Origin of the sequence: Paenibacillus amylolyticus, assembly GCF_036894225.1 — a bacterium.
GTDB lineage: Bacteria > Bacillota > Bacilli > Paenibacillales > Paenibacillaceae > Paenibacillus > Paenibacillus amylolyticus.
On sequence record NZ_CP145892.1, the window covers coordinates 278,196 to 299,842 of the forward strand.

Annotated in this window: 14 protein-coding genes and 1 riboswitch; of the genes, 6 read left to right on the plus strand and 8 right to left on the minus strand. The window is 46.0% G+C overall.

Annotated elements, in window-relative coordinates:
- Window positions 1–23 precede the first annotated feature (23 nt).
- A riboswitch (cobalamin riboswitch) is annotated at window positions 24–216 on the plus strand.
- A 719-nt stretch (window positions 217–935) separates the two neighbouring features.
- The 4 genes from V6668_RS01290 to udk form a co-directional block, all read right to left on the minus strand.
- Window positions 936–3,971, minus strand: a complete 3,036-nt coding sequence (locus V6668_RS01290) for a DUF5704 domain-containing protein (protein WP_338707529.1) — start codon at window positions 3,969–3,971, stop codon at window positions 936–938.
- Between the two features lie 361 nt (window positions 3,972–4,332).
- On the minus strand, window positions 4,333–5,619 hold the full coding sequence (locus V6668_RS01295) for an S-layer homology domain-containing protein (protein ID WP_338707530.1): 1,287 nt from the start codon (window positions 5,617–5,619) through the stop codon (window positions 4,333–4,335).
- Between the two features lie 332 nt (window positions 5,620–5,951).
- Window positions 5,952–6,281 carry a chaperone CsaA gene (gene csaA / locus V6668_RS01300; protein ID WP_338707531.1) on the minus strand — a complete coding sequence of 110 codons (330 nt, stop codon included), beginning with the start codon at window positions 6,279–6,281 and terminating at the stop codon, window positions 5,952–5,954.
- Between the two features lie 109 nt (window positions 6,282–6,390).
- Complete coding sequence (udk, locus tag V6668_RS01305) at window positions 6,391–7,023, minus strand: uridine kinase (protein ID WP_017691162.1); 633 nt, start codon at window positions 7,021–7,023, stop codon at window positions 6,391–6,393.
- A gap of 312 nt (window positions 7,024–7,335) precedes the next feature.
- On the opposite strand from udk, the gene V6668_RS01310 reads away from it, so the two are divergent.
- The 4 genes from V6668_RS01310 (at window position 7,336) to V6668_RS01325 (ending at window position 12,739) form a co-directional block, all read left to right on the plus strand.
- Entirely contained in the window at window positions 7,336–8,181 is an 846-nt protein-coding gene (locus V6668_RS01310; protein ID WP_235200849.1) for a PRD domain-containing protein, read from the plus strand.
- A 126-nt stretch (window positions 8,182–8,307) separates the two neighbouring features.
- Window positions 8,308–10,236, plus strand: coding sequence for a beta-glucoside-specific PTS transporter subunit IIABC (locus tag V6668_RS01315; protein WP_338707532.1), 1,929 nt, complete (start codon window positions 8,308–8,310; stop codon window positions 10,234–10,236).
- A gap of 79 nt (window positions 10,237–10,315) precedes the next feature.
- Window positions 10,316–11,773 carry a glycoside hydrolase family 1 protein gene (locus V6668_RS01320; protein ID WP_127546510.1) on the plus strand — a complete coding sequence of 486 codons (1,458 nt, stop codon included), beginning with the start codon at window positions 10,316–10,318 and terminating at the stop codon, window positions 11,771–11,773.
- 6 nt (window positions 11,774–11,779) lie between these two features.
- Window positions 11,780–12,739, plus strand: coding sequence for a 2-keto-3-deoxygluconate permease (locus V6668_RS01325; protein ID WP_338707533.1), 960 nt, complete (start codon window positions 11,780–11,782; stop codon window positions 12,737–12,739).
- Between the two features lie 104 nt (window positions 12,740–12,843).
- Here the strand turns inward: V6668_RS01325 and V6668_RS01330 are convergent, their stop codons facing one another.
- Complete coding sequence (locus tag V6668_RS01330) at window positions 12,844–13,527, minus strand: type 1 glutamine amidotransferase domain-containing protein (RefSeq protein WP_100526493.1); 684 nt, start codon at window positions 13,525–13,527, stop codon at window positions 12,844–12,846.
- A 383-nt stretch (window positions 13,528–13,910) separates the two neighbouring features.
- On the opposite strand from V6668_RS01330, the gene V6668_RS01335 reads away from it, so the two are divergent.
- On the plus strand, window positions 13,911–14,375 hold the full coding sequence (locus V6668_RS01335; protein ID WP_051447427.1) for a hypothetical protein: 465 nt from the start codon (window positions 13,911–13,913) through the stop codon (window positions 14,373–14,375).
- A gap of 149 nt (window positions 14,376–14,524) precedes the next feature.
- Here V6668_RS01335 and V6668_RS01340 read toward each other — a convergent pair whose 3' ends face one another.
- Both V6668_RS01340 and V6668_RS01345 read right to left on the minus strand, forming a co-directional pair.
- A complete protein-coding gene (locus V6668_RS01340) occupies window positions 14,525–17,545 on the minus strand; it encodes a DEAD/DEAH box helicase (protein WP_338708878.1) in 3,021 nt (1,006 codons plus the stop codon).
- Window positions 17,546–17,550: 5 nt separating this feature from the next.
- Entirely contained in the window at window positions 17,551–19,329 is a 1,779-nt protein-coding gene (locus V6668_RS01345; protein WP_338707534.1) for a hypothetical protein, read from the minus strand.
- A gap of 280 nt (window positions 19,330–19,609) precedes the next feature.
- Here V6668_RS01345 and V6668_RS01350 point away from each other — a divergent pair, with 280 nt between their 5' ends.
- Complete coding sequence (locus V6668_RS01350; protein ID WP_338707535.1) at window positions 19,610–20,428, plus strand: endonuclease/exonuclease/phosphatase family protein; 819 nt, start codon at window positions 19,610–19,612, stop codon at window positions 20,426–20,428.
- A gap of 162 nt (window positions 20,429–20,590) precedes the next feature.
- Here the strand turns inward: V6668_RS01350 and V6668_RS01355 are convergent, their stop codons facing one another.
- Window positions 20,591–21,418, minus strand: coding sequence for a methyl-accepting chemotaxis protein (locus V6668_RS01355; protein WP_017691152.1), 828 nt, complete (start codon window positions 21,416–21,418; stop codon window positions 20,591–20,593).
- Window positions 21,419–21,647 lie beyond the last annotated feature (229 nt).

A 21,647-nucleotide genomic window follows, 5' to 3' on the forward strand; every position in this document is an offset into this window, starting at 1 on the left:
CGCTATACTGATACAGAAGTGTAATTGAATATGTAGAACTTGGTGCTTTGCCCGTCAGGGTGGAAGCTCAATAGGGAAGTCTGGTGTAATACCGGCGCGGTCCCGCCAATGTAACAGAGGAGTCAGGTAGCGATAATCCACTGGTGTAAGCCGGGAAGGGGCTGCAAGTGACGATGATTCTGGAGCCAGGAGAAATGCCAGGTTTAACAAACACAGTAGTACCCTACGGGAGATAGGAAGGTGTTTAGAGAGCATGATTTTTTCTGAAAATCTGTTTATTTAAGGCGTCCTCATCCAGTAACACGGAGAGGGACGCCTTTTTTGATAGAATTTATAAGTTTCCAGCGGAGCTGTGGACGGAGAACATCATGGCACATACATTAAGTTGTGGGGAAGGACGTTAGAGCACTCGAGCAGATATATCGTTAAACGATTATTGCAACTCGTAGTCGTATTGTTCGGCATCACGTTCCTGACGTTCCTGCTAACCTACCTGTCTCCTGGAGAAAGTCTGTCAGGATAATACTAATGTGCGGGTTTTCTTTATAGTCTAAGTAAGGTTATGAAAAGAGAATGATGCAAGAAGGGTTACCCCAGAAGTCCATAGATGACTTTCAGGATACCCCTTTTGTTGTATAACAGGCATGTTGTGTGTAGTTGGGATGTGACACTGGAATCACTTGTGAATGCTTTATCGTATGTGGTTCAGTACACCTATGTCATTAAGCGCACCATAGTTTTGCGCAGGCTGTATAGTACTCAGTCGGGCGCTTCATGGCTATTTCATCATATATTTATTGATTGCTTCATTGGGTGATTATCGGTATACAGATATTCAGTCTTCTTTTGGAGAGGTACTCCGCATATAGACTCTTCTGTCCACATGTAGTTGGCTACATATGCTTAGCAAGTCGTGCTGATATGAGAGATTCAAACTAGTGCGGTACTTGGGATTGGAAGTCATTCCGGCTAGACTGATCAGCATGGTAAAAGACAATGTCGCCATCCTTCAGCGGCCAGGTTCTACCTTGACTGTCTGTTGGCTTTTTGTTGAAACCTTCCATCTGCCATTGATTCATCAGTGGTGCATGAATGTATTGCAGATGGGGCGCATCTGTATTTCCATTCCGCAGGCTCTCCATGTTGAAGTTGACTACGATATAACCATTCTTTAGAAAAACATTCGATTTCTCATCCAGTTGATTTTGTCGAGCAAGAGGTTCGAGATCTGTACCTTTTGGTACGGCATATACATCGGCAGGTAAGCTGTACTCCCCGTACCAGCGCTGGATTGATGCATTGGCCCGATCCACGTTGACCCCGGAAGGAATGTCCGTTTTGGGTCCAATGAGTGTCCGAATTGGAGCAGACAGGATCATCCAGTCATAACGACCTACCCATGTTTTTTGATGAGAAATCTGATCGACCAAGCGAACCATATATTCTGCCAACGTACGCTGATTACGTTCTTCAGCTGACAGTTCATAAGTATACTGGTAACGCGCTGTATCGCCTAACTCTGTGCCGGGTACATTTCGAAGACGTGAGTTCAGGACAACAAAGCGTTTCTCCAGATCCTGCACCGATCCGATACGGATCAGGCGTTCCTGGCCTCGATGGTAGTACAGATCCACTTCTTGTCGGGAGGACCCGTCTTTACTCACAAAAGCAAAAGTGGGTGTAATTCGAATACCATCCTGTTTGCCAAACATATTGCCCTTGGTCTTCAGATCGAACTTGAAATGGTACCCTGTCTTCACAGTTGCGTTAGCGAATCCCTGTACCGGATGGCTTCCTGGTCGAATAGGCAATACAAATGGAGCCAGATTACCTCGTGGATCACCATCAATGCTATTCATCCCGGTCCAGTAGCTATAGCCCGTTGGTTCGGGACTACCCAACCGCTTGCGAAATACACTTTCCCAGTTGTAATCGGAGATATCAGTGACGTGAAAATCATATAATCTTCCGATGACATCTACCGGTACGGTATCTGCTGCAACATGATGTGCCAGATTGGTATTGGCATCCTGTTGCTCGGTAAAGTTTGCAGGTGCATTCTCTGCAATATTGCGGAATACAATATGGTATTTGCCTTCGTCTACCCATACAGGGAGATAGAATGTGGTGTCCAGTTGATTGACCGGAATATCCACCCATGTCTTAGCAGGGATAAACTGGCTCCGATCTACGTTATAGACATCAAACGGGAATTGCACCTGTTTGATTCGAAAATATTTGGCATAGTCCCGATTCCCATAACCGGGATAACTCACTGCGTCCAAGTGCTGTCCTGATGTGGGAATTCGCACAATGAACGGACGTTCCAGAATGAGTGCAGCGCTGGTTGGGTCCGGTACGGTTTTCTGATTATGCGGTTGATCATCCGATACCCAGGCGTAGTTGACGACAGGGGTGTGTACCGTGACCGTGTTGATGCCGTTAATCGGTAATATTTTATTGGCACCCCCATTCACGTTACCCGGTAGCAAATCATAATAGATTTCACCAGAGCTTGTGGTGTTTGCTTTATTAAGCAGGGAATTGCTGATCATATTACCCGGTTTGTACAGCACATCACGCCCAATCATCGTTGGATTAGGAATATTGGATGGCGTTGGGCCATCTTTGGTTGCTTCCACATCATTCATAATGGTTGTGTTGTTGAATTTCACTAGATCATTATTCACTTTACTTTGAGGTGTGTTGGACTCAGCCATCCCTTTTAACCGTGATGTATCATCAGGCACACTGGGAGGTTGGTTCAAACCACCTGTTAATTTGGGTGGAGTATATGAGATTGAAGTGGTTTGCCCTGGTCGTACATGGCTTTCTACGGATTCATCATTTTTAGACTCTAGTGTTGGTGGTGTGTATCCTGTTGGATTCATCGTAACGGTCTCACCGGGCAAAGCGTAATTATTCATGGTTGCTTTAGCGATCTTGTATACTTCCAGATTGTTAATTTTCCAGTAGGAGTAGTCTCTTGTGATCTGGAAGTTGTATGGCTTGGGTACCGTGTCGTTCGCGGGTATAGGTGGCCCTGGTGTACAACCATCATCATCACATTCCTCTGGTCCAGGTACTGTCCACTCTCTGTCGTACGAGATTGTGACATTACAGTTGTATGTAACTTTACCGCTCATTTTCGCCCAGGCTTGTTTAAACAGATAATTGTCAGCAAAGGCATTTGTGTAGAGTGACTCGGAAGTAGGGATTCCTTTTAACACGTTGAATGTTTCATTATCTCTGTTATCTGACTTAACAACACCGTTGGCATTTGGATCAAGATCATTCATGCTCATGATGGTTCCAGCAGAAGGTGGTCCAATCGTTGGCGTGCAACCTCCACCACCGCCCCCGTTACCGTCGCCCTCGCCAGTACCTGGGTTCTCTTCAACACCAATGTTTGTTGTGGTAGTTAACTGAAAATCGTCCTTCTCCCACAATACGGTGATGGTTGTTGTTCCTCTGCTGACGGCTTGGACTACTCCGGAGTTACTAACGGTAGCGACACCAGGATTGGATGATTCCCATGTAGTTGTACCACCGCTTCCAGTGTTTACATTGGTCTCTGCTCCAAAGTTTCCATCTCCATTTTTGGTTTTGACCGTTGCATTCAATTGTTTAGACTGGATCAAGCTAAGTTGCCCGCCAGCGGTAAGATTGATCTCTTTTGTTATTTCAACAAGACCTTTCCAGTAAAGATCTGTATTGAAGATGTAATCTGCTGACCATTTAGGTGGGTTATATTCTCTAGCGGCTGTTGCATTGATAACGCCGCCTATTTTCATGGTGAACATTGTTCTTCTACCATTGAAGGAGTCAACAGAAACAAGTTTAGGCATATTTAAATCTGCATTGTAATATTGGTTGTCATCCATATAATGAGGTGTTAGGGATACCTCGGTTAATTCTGATCGTGGATAAGGGTCGCTGTTCTTATCCATATATACTGCAGGTTTGTACAATTCTTTATCAAGATCAAGATCAACACAAACTGTCGAAGAAACCGGACGATTTGTTGATGGATCGTTAGCTAGCAAAATATTATCATTAGGCCCACTACATCCGCCATCAACGCTCCATCTTAAATCATCAATTTGATAAATATAAATACCAATATTGGTCATTTTTTGTCCTTCAACAGGTATAACTTTTAGTTGAGATTTAGCTGGTGTTTCAGGTACCATATATTGCGGTTTTATTGCAGGTTTAGTACCAGGTCCGCCACCGGCGTGCACAAATGAATAAGGTGTTAATACAGCGCAGATGGTTAGAAAGGCTATCAGTAATTTACTGATAGCTGGCTTCAACCTCAAATCTTTTATTTTATTTTGTATCGATGACACTAAAGATTGCCCCCTCTTTGGTTTCTAAGGTCACAGCCCTCGTCACAGATTGATTAAAATGTAACATTCCTTGTGCCCAATATATAGGGTTTTTAACCCCAAATACTCCTCTGTTCAAGGTATAATCTCCTGTTTTTGGAGCTTCATATGACAAAAATGATTTTGACTGAGGGGAAGCTAAAGGATTAAAGGTAGCTGAATTAAGGAGACTTCCGGCTTGTGGTTGGTTCATGGAGGCCGATTTAATATTTAAATCAAACTCAACGAAAGAAAAATATCTATCGTTTTGGAGCTTTACTCCTTCATCTATAAAAGCGGGATAATAAATGCTACGGTTATTGCTAGCGACATTAGTATCTACAATAATCCAATTCAAAATTTTAAGATCTGCATAATTTGTATCGGTAACAATCTCTTTGTTTCTAACTTTTGAAAAGTCATCGTTCACAACATCATCGTATTTCTGATTGCCTGATAGAATAATTTTTCTTTCAGGTGTTTGTTTGAAAGACTTTGCAATAATACTCAAATTCGTACCCGTCAAACCCACCGCCCGCAGCTCATTTAAACCCTGAAAATCGGCAGGTTTTGTCTTGGAAACTGCTGCATAACGGGCGATCAATACAGCAACTTCCGCCCGAGTGGTGGTACGATCAACGCCAAATGTTTTATCGTTTGCCACACTCATAAGTCCTGTTCCCAGGGCAACGGCTACTGCATTTTTTTGAGCGCTTGCGAGTTTACCTATGAAATATTCCTTTGCGGGCACAACGGTGTTGGTTACATCAGAGAGTGCTTGTTTGTAATCAGGATCAACCACGGTTAGTCCTTGCGTCAGCCATATAGCCATTTCGCCTCGTTGAAGAGCGCCTTGTGCATCCAATTTTCCCTTGTAATTAGAAGGATCGATAAAACCTTTTGCGATAGCAATTGAGACACCACTCTTTGCCCACTCGGGTATGTCCGTGAAATTGTTTTGTTCTTGTGTTGATGCATTAGGCTGTTCGGATAGACGTCCCAAGATACTTGCCATTTCAGCTTTGGTGACAGGTGAGCTTGGTTTAAATGTTCCGTCAGCATACCCTTTGAAATACCCTTGTTCCACGGCTGAATTAATCGCTGCGGATGCCCAGTGTGTAGCTGGAACGTCCTTGAATGTAGTTGTAGCTTGTGCGGCTTCTACAGAACTCCCAACACCTCCAAAACCTGCGATACCCCCTGTTAATAAAGCTAATGCCGTTACGCCGGAAATCATCATTTTTCTCATGAATCTTACTCCTCTCAATTGTGAATTTCTTTCCTTGATATGTACTTTTCAGGCTACTAGATACTAAATTTGTAATAATAATCAATATTCTACCATGTATAACTAGGCTATTGGTATGATTTATCAACAAAACTCCTCCTCTCCACTCAACCCTCACTACTTCTCCAGACCTATATTTCCACAAAAAACACAAAAAAAGGCCACGAATCCGCAGATTCATAGCCTTATGCTTTAAGGTCTCCAACATATGTAATTCCATCAACAATCAATAAATCAAGAATACTCGATTTCCAAACATTTGAAAAGCCCTATTCTTCTTACTCAAAATAAAGTCAGGCTATCGGTGTTCCATTAGGTAATGGGCTATCCGGTGAGAGCAAGACAACATCGCCTTCACCAGGCACGCCGCCCAGCACAAGTACTTCAGAGACAAAACCGGCAATCCGCCGAGGTGGAAAATTAACTACAGCAACGACCTGTTTGCCAATGATCATGTCAGGGGTATAGCGCTGGGTGATCTGAGCACTGGAACGTTTCAGGCCAAGTGGTCCGAAGTCGATCGTCATTTTAATAGCGGGAATGCGAGCCTTGGGGAAGGGATCGGCTTCCACCACGGTACCAACCCGGATGTCATGTTGCATGAACTCTTCAAAAGTAGCCATAGGGGAGATCTCCTTTCAATTATGGGGATTATTATAAATGAAAAATCAACAAAAAATCCAGATTACGCTGTATCGTAATCTGGATTTCAGTTGTGTTGCTTGCAGCAAATTAAGCGCCGTTCCAATTTTCCCCGGTGAGGTATTTCTCGGTGAGGATGGATAACATCTGAATACCTACTTCATTATGTCCGCCTTCTGGAATAATGATATCGGCATACTTTTTGGATGGCTCGATAAAAGCATCGTGCATCGGTTTTACCGTTTCGAGATATTGTTTGTACACGGATTGGATCGTGCGTCCGCGTTCCTCAATATCCCGCAGCACTCTACGCAAAATCCGCACATCGGAATCAGTATCAACAAATACTTTGATGTCCATTAGACTGCGAAGGTGTTCGTCAATCAGCACATGCAATCCTTCTACAATGACAATATGGTTCGGTGCCAGTTCAACCGTCTCATTGGCAGCACGGTTATCTATGGTGAAGTCATATACGGGGGCATACGCCGCTTGGCCTTTTTTCAACAGGGTGAGATGCTCAATCAACAGATCATTATCGAATGCAAACGGGTGATCGTAATTGGTGAGTCGGCGTTGCTCAGGTGTGAGCTGCGACTGGTCTTTGTAATAATTGTCTTGGGATATAAACGTAACCTTACCTGATCCCAGACGGTCTATAACGGAGCGAGCTACCGTCGTTTTACCGGAGCCGGTTCCTCCGGCGATACCAATGATGAGCATGGTTGTTCCATAAGCCTCCCTAGAATGGCAGCATAATCATGAATAAAGGGCACTGATCCACAATCGATTCAGCACCTTTACCCACATGTCTGTCTGTGAATACACAATTCCTTCATTGTACCACAGCGCTTTGTTTTTTTCATCTGCTTTGCAGAGCCATGTTTCCCTAAGATTGGATGATTGACTTTTTCGAAAACAGCACTATAATAAACTTATATTCATAACACGGACTGTTACTGGGGAAACCAGGCATGACCGAATTCGATTGCTTTACTGTAATCGCTTTCGGTCTTTTTTTATTTTTGTTGGGGGGTGAGAACATTGAAGGTTATCAAGAAAGTAAACAATAACGTAGCCATCGCTATTAATGAACATAACGAAGAGGTTTTTGTCGTAGGCAAGGGTGTAGGATTTCTGAAAACGCCCTATGAGCTGACGGAGACGGACTTGGTGGAGAAAATATTTGTAGCACCAAAGAACATCCGTATGTATGACCTGCTGAACAGTATTCCGATTGAGGATATTTATCTCGCGGAGGAAGTCATCAAGCTGGGCAGTCAGATCCTGAATAAAACATTTAACCCGAATCTGCTTCTCACCCTGTCTGACCATATCAGTTTTGCATTAACCCGAACCAGAGAAGGCATCCGTATCAAAAATCCGCTGGAATGGGAAGTGCGGACACTCTATCCGGACGAGACCCGGGTGGGGGAGGCTGCGCTGAAGCTGATTCAGGAAAAAACGGATATCGCTCTGCCAACAGCCGAAACAACACTGATTGCTCTGCATTTTGTTAATGCACAGGTGGGCTCTGGAGAGATGACGGATACCACCAAGGTGACCACAGTTACGGGCGAGATTCTGTCCGTGATCAAATATGCGCTCAAAATTGACTTTCAGGAGGATTCCATCCATTTCATGCGCTTTGCCACACATATCCGGTATTTCATTCTGAGGCAGATGAGCGGTAAGTCGCTCAAGGATGAGAATGAATCGCTTTTCCTGATGGTGAAGGAGAAGTTTCCGAAAGAACTGGCTTGTGTGGAGAAGATTGCTGACTTCCTGAAAAATAATTACGGCTGGACCTGTTCGGATGATGAAAAATTATATTTGATCTTGCATATTCAACGATTGATCTCAAATGAACCAACGGAATGAACTAACCGAATAATCCATATTGGACTGTTACTGATTCGATCAGGCATGACCAAGCGTAGGGAATGACGATTCCCCGGCTTGGTCATTTTTTATATATCCAATTTATTCATGTAGAGGAGAAGGGTCATGAACAACAAAGACTTGGCTAAAAACGTACTTGATCTCGTTGGCGGCGAGCAAAATATATCGGGTCTGACACACTGTGCAACCCGTTTGAGATTCGTATTAAAGGATGATAACAAAGCAGACCTCAAGGCGCTGGATCAGCTCGAAGGCGTGCTCAAGGCACAAAATTCCGGTGGACAGGTTCAGGTTGTTATCGGTGCTAAAGTAGACGCGGTATACAGTGAAGTGAAGAATTTAACTTCTGACCATATTGGCGAGCTTACGGAGTCTACAGACAGTGGACCGAAAAAGAGACGTAACCCCGTCAACGTAGTGCTTGAAACCATCGCAGGTATATTCACGCCTGTTCTGCCAGCACTTGTTGGTTGCGGGATGATCAAATGTTTGGCTACCGTTATAACTGCCATGGGTTACCTGGAAGGCTCCGGTTTCCTGACGATCATTAACATGATTGGGGACTGCATTTTCTACTTCATGCCGTTCTTCCTGGCTGTCAGTGCGGCAAACCGTTTCAAAACCAATCCCTATTTGGCGGTAGCTCTTGCTGCGGGACTAATGCATCCAACCATTTTGAACGCTGCGGCTCAGATTGCTGAGACGGGTGTAAATAGTATTGATTTTCTCGGCATGCCGATTCTGTTGATGAAATATTCCTCTTCCGTCATTCCAATCATTTTGGCGGTATGGATTATGAGTTATGTGTATCCGATCGTCAATCGAGTGATTCCCAAGTTTCTACAGGTCCTGCTTACCCCAATGATTGTTTTGTTCATTATGATTCCAGTGGAACTGATTGTGCTTGGCCCAGTAGGATCATATATCGGTGATTGGTTGACCAATGGTATTAACTCATTGTTCTCTACTGCAGGTGTTCTTGCTGGTGCGATTCTTGGATTTTTCAAACCAATCATGGTTATGTTCGGTATGCACTATGCCATCATGCCTATTCAGGTTCAACAAGTGGCTACACTGGGCGCAACCGTGTTGTTACCAACGGCACTGGCGGCGAATTTGGCTCAGGCTGGAGCAGCCTTCGGTGTATTTGTCCTAACGAAGAGTAAAACGATGAAATCAGCGGCTGCTTCGAGTGGATTCACCGCTTTATTCGGGATTACCGAGCCGGCGATCTATGGTGTAACGCTGAAATACAAACGTCCGTTTTTCGCAGGTTGTCTGGCAGGAGGATTAGTTGGTGGATTCTACAGCTTGGTGCATACAACAGCGAATGCAATTTCACTTCCAGGTGTATTGGCAATTGGCACGTATTCATCGGATCGTTACATGTATGTCGTTATTGGTTGTGTTGCCGCAGTTGTACTCGGGTTTGTGTTCACGCTGTTGGCGGGCATCAAGGAAGATACAGATGGAAATAAATCGAAGCAGCAAGCTACGAATAAAGTAAATAGCAATCAGACAGTGGTTGCCTCAGAGGTAACTCCAGCGTCCGTATTATCACAGACATCCACATCTTCTGACATGCTTATCGTTAGTCCAATGACAGGGGAGATCAAACCGATCTCTGAAGTGGAGGATCAAGCGTTTGCCCAAGAATTAATGGGTAAAGGCATTGCAATCGTTCCGACAGATGGCAAGGTATATGCTCCATTTGACGGAGTAGTCGAGGCGCTTTATCGCACCAAACATGCCATCGGATTGAAAGCTGCGAATGGTGTCGAGATCCTGATTCATATCGGAGTGGATACCGTCAGTCTGAAAGGGAAATATTTTAACGCCCATATCGAACAGGGACAGACAATCAAGGCAGGGGATTTATTGGTGGAGTTTGATCCGGAGGGCATTACGTCAGCAGGATATAACACCATTACATCGATTGTGGTAACCAACATGCAACAGTATGGAGATGTACTGACTACAGCGACCAGCGGCCCGATCCGGGAGAGTGAACCTTTGATCAAGCTGATTCCGTAAGAACTGCTCATCTTTTCATTAAGCTACAAGTTACAAGCTAGATGGTCTTAATAACACGTAATAACAGGAGGAAACTAAAATGACGAATTCCAATTTTCCAAAAGATTTTTTATGGGGCGGTGCACTGTCTGCCTGTCAGGCCGAGGGAGCTTATAATGTGGACGGCAAGAGTCTGACCATCCCTGAAGTGATGAAATTTAACGAGAAGAACGACCGCAAAGTGACCAAGCAGATCAGAGTGAATTGGGAGATGATTGAAGAGGCCAGGAATGACCAGGATACAGTTAAATATCCCAAGCGCCGGGGAATTGATTTTTATCATTCTTTCCGTGAGGATATCGCCTTGTTTGCCGAGATGGGCTTCAAAGTATTCCGTTATTCGATTTCATGGGCCAGAGTATTCCCGGGTGGCGACGATGCTACTCCGAATGAAAAGGCATTAGAGTTCTATGATCAGGTGATTGATGAATGTCTTAAACACGGTATGGAGCCCCTGATCACTATCAGTCACTTTGATACACCAATTGTACTGATGGACAAGTTCGGAGGATGGTATAACCGGAAGCTGATCGATCTGTATGTGAACTATTGTGATGTGTTGTTTAATCGCTACAAGGGCAAAGTGAAATATTGGGTGACGTTCAACGAGATCAACATGAGCGTGAAAGCATCGGCCAAAACGCTGGGAATCATTGATTATGATGCTCCAAATTATGAAGAAATGCTGTTCCAGGGGCTGCATCATCAATTTGTAGCTGCGTCCAGAGCAACCAAGATGGCACATGAGATTGATCCGAATAACCAGATCGGAAGTATGGTGGCTTATTTTACAACGTATCCTTACACTTGCAAGCCGGAGGACGCACTCCAGATGCAACAGGATGATCAGATGAAAAATCAGTTCTATCTCGATGTGCTCAATAAAGGCGAGTACCCTTACTATAGTAAAACGTATTTCAAAAACAAGGAGATCCAGCTGAATATCGAGGACGGTGATCTGGATAGCATTAGTGCACACACGGCTGATTTCGTGGGGATGTCGTATTACAACTCGATGATTTCCAGCAGTGATACGGAGCAGCTCGAACTAACGGCAGGTAATGTACACAGCGTATATAAAAACCCGCATCTGCCCGCTAACGAGTGGGGGTGGCAGATTGATCCGATTGGCCTGCGGTATACGCTTAATCTCGTCTATGATCGGTATCAAAAACCTGTCTTCATTCTGGAGAATAGCTCAGGTTTCTACGATAAACTGAATGAAGACGGAACGATCAACGATCCTTACCGGATTGATTTCCTAAGCAAACATATCGAACAGATGGGACTCGCCATTGCTGATGGGGTCGAGGTGTTGGGATACACGATGTGGGGACCAATCGACATGATCAGTTCAGGGACCTCCGAGATGAGCAAACGGTACGGATTTATCTACGTCGATCAGGACGACTACGGCAATGGTACGCTGAAAAGATATCGTAAGGATTCCTTCTTCTGGTATCAGAATGTGATCCGTACCAACGGAGCAGAACTGTAACACACCATGAACATTTTGGGTCGTATCAAAAAAATACCCGGCGGCTTGCTGATTGTTCCTATGCTGGCCGCTGCGGTCATCAACACGGTGTTTCCATTGTTTTTTCAGATCGGAGATCCAACAACAGCGCTACTCACATCGAAAGGTACCATGGTGCTGATCGGTATGATTTTACTGATATCAGGAACACAGCTTAACTTGTCACAGCTTCTGGTGACCTTGAAGAGAGCAGGAGTGCTCTGTATTTCACGCATCCTCATCAGCTGCCTGTTCGGCTGGGCGTTTGTACACTTTTTCGGTATCAGTGGGGTTGGAGGAGTGTCAGCGGTAGCTTTCATTGCCGTTCTGACCAGTTGTAATCCAGGATTATATCTGGCCTTGATGAACACGTATGGAGATGATGTGGATCGTGCTGCGTTTGGCATTCTGAATCTGATCGCCGTACCGGTTATTCCGGTCATGATATTGAATTCGGCAAGCGGTGTCGGTATCGATTATCTCAGTGTACTTGCTACACTAGTACCTTTTTTGATCGGGATACTGCTTGGTAACCTGGATAGCAACATCCAGAAGATGTTTGCTCCGGGAACACTGATTCTGCTACCTTTTCTAGGTACCAGCTTTGGGTCCAATATTGATCTGCGTATTGCATTTCAGTCCAGTTTGTCCGGCTTGCTGGTCACAGTATTATTTTTGCTGATCTGCATGTTACCGCTCATTGGAATCGATCGCACGATATTAAGACGACCCGGTTACGCAGCGGCTGCGACATGTTCGGTTGCTGGATTGTCCATGGTCGTGCCATCGATGGCGGCAGAATTCAATCCAACGTATGCGCCATATGTGGACACAGCTATCGCTCAGATTGCGTTTGCCGTGATCCTGACATCGGTGACCGTGCCTTATATCGTGAAGCGTTTGTCTGGAGGAACAGCAACGGAAGTTTCTACTTCGACAAATCACTAGAAAAAAACAGCATGTGTTCTGTCAGATTATGACGGATCACGTGCTGTTTTGCTTTGTACATCTATATGATCTCCTGGGGGAGGAGAGGGATCGATCGGTTTATTTTACAGACCCAGCAGTTGTTTAACACTTTCAGCTACAGCTTTGCTAGATTGCGGATTCTGTCCTGTGACCACGCGGCCATCTGTTGTGACATAGGAACTGAAGGCAGCAGCTTTATCATATTGTGCAGCGCGTTCTCTCAAAGCATCTTCCAGCAGGAAAGGAACATACTCGGTTTGTTGAGCCAATGTTTCTTCTTCATTCGTGAAGCCGGAAACGGTTTTGTCGTTGATCAATAGCAGGCCGTTGGACAGCTTCACATTCAACAGGGCTGTAACCCCGTGGCACACGCCGGATACAACGCCACCTTTTTCATAGATATCACGAGAAAGCTCTTGAAGTTCGGCATTGTCCGGGAAATCCCACATTGTACCGTGACCTCCTGTGAAGTAGATTGCATCGTAGTCACTCGCGTTTACTTCGCCAGGTTTCAACGTATTTTTCAATTGGTTCATGAACGTTTCGTTCTCGAAATAGGCTTTGGTGCTCTCATCCAGAGAGTCGCCCAGACTTTTCGGATCAAGAGGTACGTTCCCGCCTTTAGGGCTGACCAGATCGATCTGAACATTGTCATTATGGTCAAACTCTTCAATAAAATGAGTTGCTTCGCTCAGCCACAAGCCAGTAGGCTCGTCCTTTGTTGCGTACTTATCTACATTTGTTAGAACAACCAGTATCTTTTTCATATTAAAACCTCCCGTAAAATATATAACATAAATTTATAATAAATATCACAAAATTAAATTGCGTAAAATATATTATTAAATATAACATAACCATTTTCCAAAGTAAAATCATGAGCGTATCGTCGATCTCCAATGTGACTTTCAAGCGTAGGAGTAAAGAACAATCTAGTCGTAGTAAATATGCCTGTAAGAATGTACTTTTACTTATTATGCCCTGCTTAATTTACTCAAATTGTAAGCGGAGGTAGCCGTGTGTAAGGGGAAACGAAATTAATTCAAATTTGAAGTTAATTTGATTGTACAACTAGTTCTTTTGATTTAGAATGGCGGAAGATGCCAACAAAAAACTGGTACAAATTACATATATACTTGGAGGAACATTCATGAAACGTTCAGGCAAATTTTTCGCTTCAACAGTGGTTGCTGCTGTTGCTGCAGTATCCATCGTCTCTTCAGCTTCAGCGAGCACAGTTTCAGTCTCCAACATCTCTGGCGTAACACCTATCAACATTAGCAGTATGGATATCGAAACGGCTTTGATGATGGTTCAGAGCGAACGCGCCAAATTGCTGGATGCGCAATTGCAAACGCAAATCCAGGAAGTACAGAACCGTAATCAACAGATCGCGGAGTTGAACTCTCAATTGCAGGTAGCCCAGCAAAACGGGGATGAAGCAGCTGTTCAAAAGCTGAAAGGTCAAATTGATGCTGCAAGCAACTCGCAACAGATGGACATGCTTCGTCTGCAGTCCATGTCCAACAAGCGCAATGAAGCGTTTGATGTCATGACAAACTTTGTCAAAAAAATGCAGGATTCAAGATCATCCATCATCGGTAACATGCGTTAAGAACGGATAATTAACTGCAACAACACAAAAAAAGCGAAGCCGGAATTTACTTTCCGAAACTTCGCTCTTTTTGTATTTCTCTTTTTTATGATATATCTCATCTATTCCGGGTGTGGACCCAGTCTGTATACTGTTTTCTTCAATCCAAGTTAGCCCGACCAGTCACGACGCCGAGTGAACAGATCCTGCAACTCGTCCGTGGACAATTCGGTAATCCAGTTCTCAGAGCTTGTGATGATGTTATCGCTGAGCTGCTGTTTGCTCTCCAACATCTCGTCGATCCGCTCCTCTAATGTGCCAAGAGAGATGAACTTATGCACCTGAACATCTTTGGTCTGACCCATCCGATAAGCTCTGTCGGTGGCTTGATTCTCAACAGCGGGGTTCCACCAGCGGTCAAAGTGGAAGACATGATTGGCAGCCGTCAGATTCAATCCCACGCCGCCTGCCTTGATGGACAGAATGAAGACGGACGGCTGTTTGTCCTCAGGTAGTGTGCGGGATTGGAATTCCTCAATCATACGATCGCGCCCCGTTTTGGACGTACCTCCGTGCAGATATAGCACAGGCTCCTGCAACTCCTGACGCAGTACTTGTTGCAGCATCTGTCCCATACCGATGTATTGGGTGAAAATAAGGCATCGCTCGCCTTCGTCCCGCAATTCCCGGACAAGTTCCATCAGTCGTTCCAGTTTTGCGGAGCGACTAATCAGCATCGCCATATCTTGCGGACTGTACACGTCATAAGCAGATGTTAATGCGCCGTCTTCAGGCAGTTCCTCAGGCAAAGCCTCTTTGGTCAACAGCAGAGGGTGGTCACACAGCTGCTTGAGCTGGGTTAACGCCGATAGAATGGCACCTTTGCGCTTGATGCCTTCCAGCTCTTTCATTTTATCCATCAGGGCCTGTACGGACTGGTCATACAATGCACTTTGTTCGCCCGTAAGGTGAATATAGGTTTTCATCTCGTTTTTGTCCGGCAGATCAAGCTGGATATTGGGATCTTTTTTCTTACGGCGTAGCATGAATGGTTTCACCAATTGCTGTAGATCCTGCATGCGCTGCTCATCTTTATCTTTTTCAATGGCACTGATGAAGCGAGTCTGGAATGCCCGGGCGTTGCCCAGATATCCTGGATTGATAAAGTCATAGATCGACCACAGCTCGGACAACCGATTCTCGATCGGCGTACCTGTCATGGCAATGCGGTGTTTCGCCGGGAAACTGCGGACCGCCAAGGACTGTTTGGTCTGGGCGTTTTTGATATTCTGCGCTTCATCGAGACAGATGCATGCCCAGGTGTAGGTTTGTAACATCTCTTGATCCAGTGTAGCCGTAGCAAAGGACGTGATAATAATATCCACCTGCTCGGTCTGCTCCCGGAATTCTTCTCCACTTAATCGGCGTGCGCCATAATGCAGACTGACATTAATGGAGGGTGCGAAGCGGCTAATTTCCTTTTGCCAGTTGCCCAGTACGGAAGTTGGGCAGATCAGAAGAACCGGGGCTTGTCCCGGCTTACGTGGTTCATGATCCTTGATGTGTAACAGATACGTGATGAACTGAATGGTTTTCCCGAGACCCATATCATCGGCAAGACATGCCCCAAGTCCGAATCTGCGCAGGAAACCAAGCCATGCAAAACCTTCCTTCTGATACGATCGCAGCTCGGCATGTAGCCCTGTCGGAATGGGCAGGGAAGGTGCGCCGCCTTGTCCGCCCCCGAGTTGTGCAATAACCCGGTTCAGGTGCTCATTCAGTTCTACTTCCAGCCGAATGTTCTGATCATCCTGTGGTTGCTGGTCTTCCTCGGTTTGTTGTCCTTCCTTCCATTTCTGGTTGCGATATTCTCGTTGCTCATTATGCAGCAGATGCAGGTGTAGAATATCCTGGAATGAGAGTCCCTGTTCCCGACCTACACCGCCCATGGCACGACGTATCTGTTCCAGCAGGTCGGGGTCGAGAGGAACCCATTCTCCACGGAAGCGAACCAGTCGTTCATTACGGGCAACAAGGTCGGCGAATTCATCTTCGCTAAGATCCGTGTCACCAATCGCAATGCGCCAGTCAAAATGAATAATCGAGTCCAGTCCAAAGAACGACTGTCCCCGTTCACTGCCTTCCTCCGGCTGCACCTTGGCACGCAGCTTTGGTTTCTTCTTACGGGCTGCTTCCCACCAACCAGGCAGCAGAACTTGCCAGCCCGCTGCGAGCAACCTGCCGCTATCCTGCGTCAGAAACTGCCAGGCTTCCTGATCTCCCAAAGGGTCACTCAGCACATCCCGCCTGCCGCTAATGGAGCTTCCGAGACGCGGCAGATGTGCACGCAGCTGATCCAGCCATCCGGCGGAGCGATCCAGAATGAACGGTGTCCATACCTCTGGCCATTCGCCTTCAAGTCTGCCGCGTGAATCCAGCATGACGGGCACCAATACAGCGGCATCCAGCTTATTCTGCAATACCAGTCGCAGCCGCCAAGATGGCTCATCCTCGTCCGGCTCCTGCAATTGCAGCATGGGTCTGAATGGTGCGGCATCTGCTTTCCAGCCAATGGATACGAGCCAGGACTGAGCATCCATCCCGGCTGTCTTGGGTAGAGTGCCGCGCTCTGGGAACAACTGCGGGAATTCACGCCGCAGATCCGTTGCAGCTTCTTCCGAACTGTACCAGCGCTGGAATACAAAGGCGGAATAGGCCGCCCCAAGTCCTTCGGCATAACTCTCGTCCGTTTGCTGAATCACTTTGGTGAGCGATGCCCGATCCTGCTTTTTCAAGCTATCCGGGTCCCAGGTCCACTGAAGCTGTCCTGCACGGTATGCCTCGAAGCTAGGTACGTATTTTCGTTTCTCTATGGAGGATGCCAGTGCTGGAGCTAGTCGAATCAGATGTTCCGCTTGCTCGTCCCACTTCCATTCAATATGAAGCAGAGTATGCATCTCGGCAAAGAAGGGAATCACTTCTTCCGCAGGCAGAACAACCAGCTCAATCTCCTCAATCTGCCGAACTTCCAGTTCGGTCCCGTAGAAGGAAGGCGGATGCCAAGCGAACAATCGCTGCTTAAGCGACTGTCCCGGTACAAAGTGGTGTGTGTTGAGTGCTCCGTAAAACAAAGCATCGCCATATCCGGTTAAAGCGACGTGAACCTCAATCGTTTCAGTGTAAGGATGAATTAAGCTCATGAGATCAGTTTACCTTTCCGAAGCTCTTCCTGCAGGGCGCGCAGCCGACTGTTACGAACGGCGAGTGTGGTGATGAATTGCTCCCAGTGCGCTTCTTGCTTCATTTTTTTATAGATTTTGGACAGACGTTTCAACAGCTTCACCGCTGCTTTGTATCCGTCCCTGTTTTTGTGTCCGATATAACGCTCCACTGCCTGATGATAGAAGGGAAGCAGCAGCTCAGGTGCATCTTTTTCGATTGGTTGCAGCATCGCTACGCGGAATTCGAGAGGTTCCGTTCCCGTACTCAGCTGAAAATCAATCCATCTGCGCCACTGTCCACGCGAATGCATAGCATCCTCGTAGGCGGGGCGGGAGTGGGGAAGCATACTGACAAGCGTGTCCCACATACGGTTCTCTGCATCGGGCAGATGTTGAATGGCCGTATCCCATAGATGCATGTAATCATTCAAAGGTGTATTACGCCGATTCGCCAGAAGGGGGCCAAGTTGTACCAACCAATCCCCAAGCCGCTCCCATTCAGCCGAATCTGCGAGTACATGGAGAAAATGCAACAGTTGTTCTGGCGGGAAACCGTAGGCCGAGCTTCCATGGATGAGTCGCTGCCATGCCTGATCATCTTGTCCCAGATGGAAGTGCATCCAGCTCTGCGCGAGTACTAGCGGCAGAGGCAGTGTTACGGCTTTGCCTGGTCTATCACTACTACTTCCATTACTTTGAGCGCTACTCAAGACACTTCCACCTGACTGGGAAGGTGACGAAGCGGCGGTTATATTGCGTTCTATATCATCTAAGATGGCCTGTTCCGACACTAACATGTCCCGCGACCCTTGCAGCTCAGGTACGATCCAGTTCAACCACAGTTGTCGATAGATCGGAGTGAAGAACATCATGCTGGCTGTCTCAGGCATCATCTGTTTGCGTAAATAAGCCGAGGTTTCGGCCAGTCTGTTCCAAAGTTGTTCAAGCTTGTTTCCCTTTAGACCTGACAGGTCTAGCGGATGGTTAAAGATCCGTTCAATGTCTTTCTGAAGTGCATCCACCGCGAGCTGGGCAGGGTAGCTCAAGTACACGGGGGTATGCGTGATGGAGTTACGAGCCGGAGGCACGCAGAATCGGATGAGGTGCAGCTGCACATGTAGTTCAAAAAGTTGGTCCATCGCAGCGTTAAGCCTTGGTTTAATGGCATACAGCTCGTCCGTTGCTTCTTGCACGTAGGATGTGCTTGCTGTGCCAGTCCCCAGCCGTCTCAGACAGGAGTGGAACAGCTCGTGCCATTCCGAGATTTCGAGATCAGCAAGCTCTGTTGCACGTTCCTTGATCTGGCTGTATCGGTTGTCCGGAATGTCCATATCCTGTTGTTCATCGGCATCTGCATAGCTGGATATTCCTGCGGACATGGCCCCGATGGGTTTGGTCGTTTGTTTGAGTGCGGTACTGGAGTGTGCATTCACAATCGCATGCACAGGTCGCTCCAGTTGCTCGGCATAACTCATTAATACAGCCGTCATATGTTTGCATACGGAACTCACCGGGCAGGTACAATGACTTGTAGTCAGGGATTGCATGCTCAGGGTGACCTCGTACTCTTCCGATCCTTGTACAACGGCCGAGATCCCTTGTTGTTCGGAATAGGTTAATGGTCCGACACGTTTCTGTTTATAATATTGGAATCCGCGCATAATCGTCAGGTTATTAAAATGCTCTGCAACCTGCCTGATCAACTGTTGCCACTGCGCATCATCCATCCTCATGTTATTCGGTATGTTCATCATTCCATCTCCTGGGGTAAACATAGGTTCAGTAATCACCACGTCTATGACATGATGTTGTAAATTTGTTGTATCCATCATATCAGTTATGAGCCAATCCGTGCATGGGTTATGAAGAATTTGAAGTTATTTTAGACCAACTGGAATCAGGATGAACACGTCGGTTCTGCTGGCGGACGGAATGCATGATTGCACCATATTGTGTATGCTTATGGTATGTATTCCTTTCAGGAACGATGCAGGCCGGGGAAACGGCCATATTACACACAACAGGAGAGAGCATATGAAAATACTTACGTTAAACACACACGCTTGGGCGGAAGAGGATCAACTGAACAAGATCAGTCAGCTGGCTGATTTTATTAATACACATCAATTCGATGTGATCTCCATGCAGGAGGTCAACCAATCGATGCAGGAAGTCGCGCTTTCTGAAGAAGAACTGAAGATGTATTATGCTACTGAACCCGATGCAGTGATTAAAAAAGACAACTATGCCTACGTCCTGCTTCAGAAGCTGACAGAGCAATATTACTGGACGTGGATTCCCGCGCATGTTGGGTTTCAAAAATACGATGAAGGACTGGCGATCCTTAGCCGGACGCCGATTAAGCAGGCTTTTGGGGAATACGTGTCTCACATGCGGGATTATAACAACTATCGTACACGCAAGATTGTGGGAATTCAGACGGTCGTCCAAGGTGAAGCAACCTGGTTTGTGAACGGACATTATAACTGGTGGGATGATGCGCAGGAACCTTTCAAGGGACAGTGGGAGTTGACGGAGAGCAAGCTTGCCCCCTACATGGACCAACCGTTATATATAATGGGTGATTTTAATAATGTCGCGGAAGTGCGTGATGAAGGTTATGATTATATGATGAGCAAAGGCTGGAATGACCTGTACACCACAGCATTGCAAAAGGATGAAGGAGCAACCGTGGTGAAGGCCATTGCCGGCTGGGCAGATAACAAACGCGATCTTCGGATCGACTATATTTTCTCCAATCGTCCGATTCAGGCTAAATCTTCTACCGTGGTCTTGAACGGTAAAAACGGACCGGTCGTGTCTGACCATTTTGGCGTCGCTGTAGAGATATAACAGCCGTGTGAGCATAAACCGTAAAGGTGATATCACCGCAAGTACGAAACAAAGCCTCCGCTGACTTCCTGTAAAGGGAAGTGGCCGGAGGCTTTTCACATTCTAAATCATTTGTTATGTACATTTCATATCGTTTGTTCTTTCTGTTGTGGAACTCTATTGTTATTCGAGCGCCAGCATCTGATGTACGAACTTTTTCAGATTCGCGCTTGTCTCACTAAGCTGTTCGATACTTTCCATGAACTCGGTAACAAGCTTGGCCTGATCCACTGTTGCGGTTGTAATCTGACCGATCTCCTGCTCCATATGTTTCATGGAATCTTGCACGCTGCCTAGGGACGATTCGATATCAGCTGCTGCTTGTTTCGTATGATCCGACAGTTTACGTACTTCACTGGCCACCACACCGAATCCGGCCCCCTGATCGCCCACACGGGCTGCCTCTATCATGGCGTTTAGTCCAAGCAGATTGGTTTGTTCCGATACTTCACGAATGACGTTTGTTACTTTACTTACACTGACCGAGTTCTCTGAAGCTTTTTTGGAATTGCGCAGAATCTCTTCCGAGGTCGCAGAGAGTTCTTCGGAATGTGCAGCAATCTGCTGAATGCCGCCGACGAGCGCATTAATGGTTGTTTCGTTTTCACGGATCAGCGTTTCCAGTGTCATGTGACTATCCAGTGCGTAGTTCACACCCAATATACCCACGACCTGATCGTTCTCTTTAATAGGGATTAGAATGGCATCAAAAGGTCTGCCCTGCAGATCACCAGGCATGCGTGCCACGGTACGGGAATCTCTGTTAGTCAGCATTTTGAAATGTTTATAATCATCATGCAGCTCATCCCCAACCTTCACGCCAATCTCCAGACTTTTTGCTTCGGAAAAATACAATACTTTCTCATGATCATTAATGGATATGGATATGTCGTCACGGAACATTTGGCTAACAAAAGGCATAGCATTTACCAGAGATTCAAGAGTATTCAATGTGCATCTTTCCTTCCCGATACAAAAAGTGGAATTTTTCAATCTAGTATTTATATCGGTAACGTTTTCTTGTTTTTAAACCATTGTTTAAATTTAAGTTAACCTAGAGAGAAAAGGCGACTAAATCCGATATAATTGTAAGCGTAATCAAAAATCTGTAGCCACCACCGAACATGTCAGTTATACTGGGATTATTATTCGGCTATTCAGAAGATAACCAAGGGACATA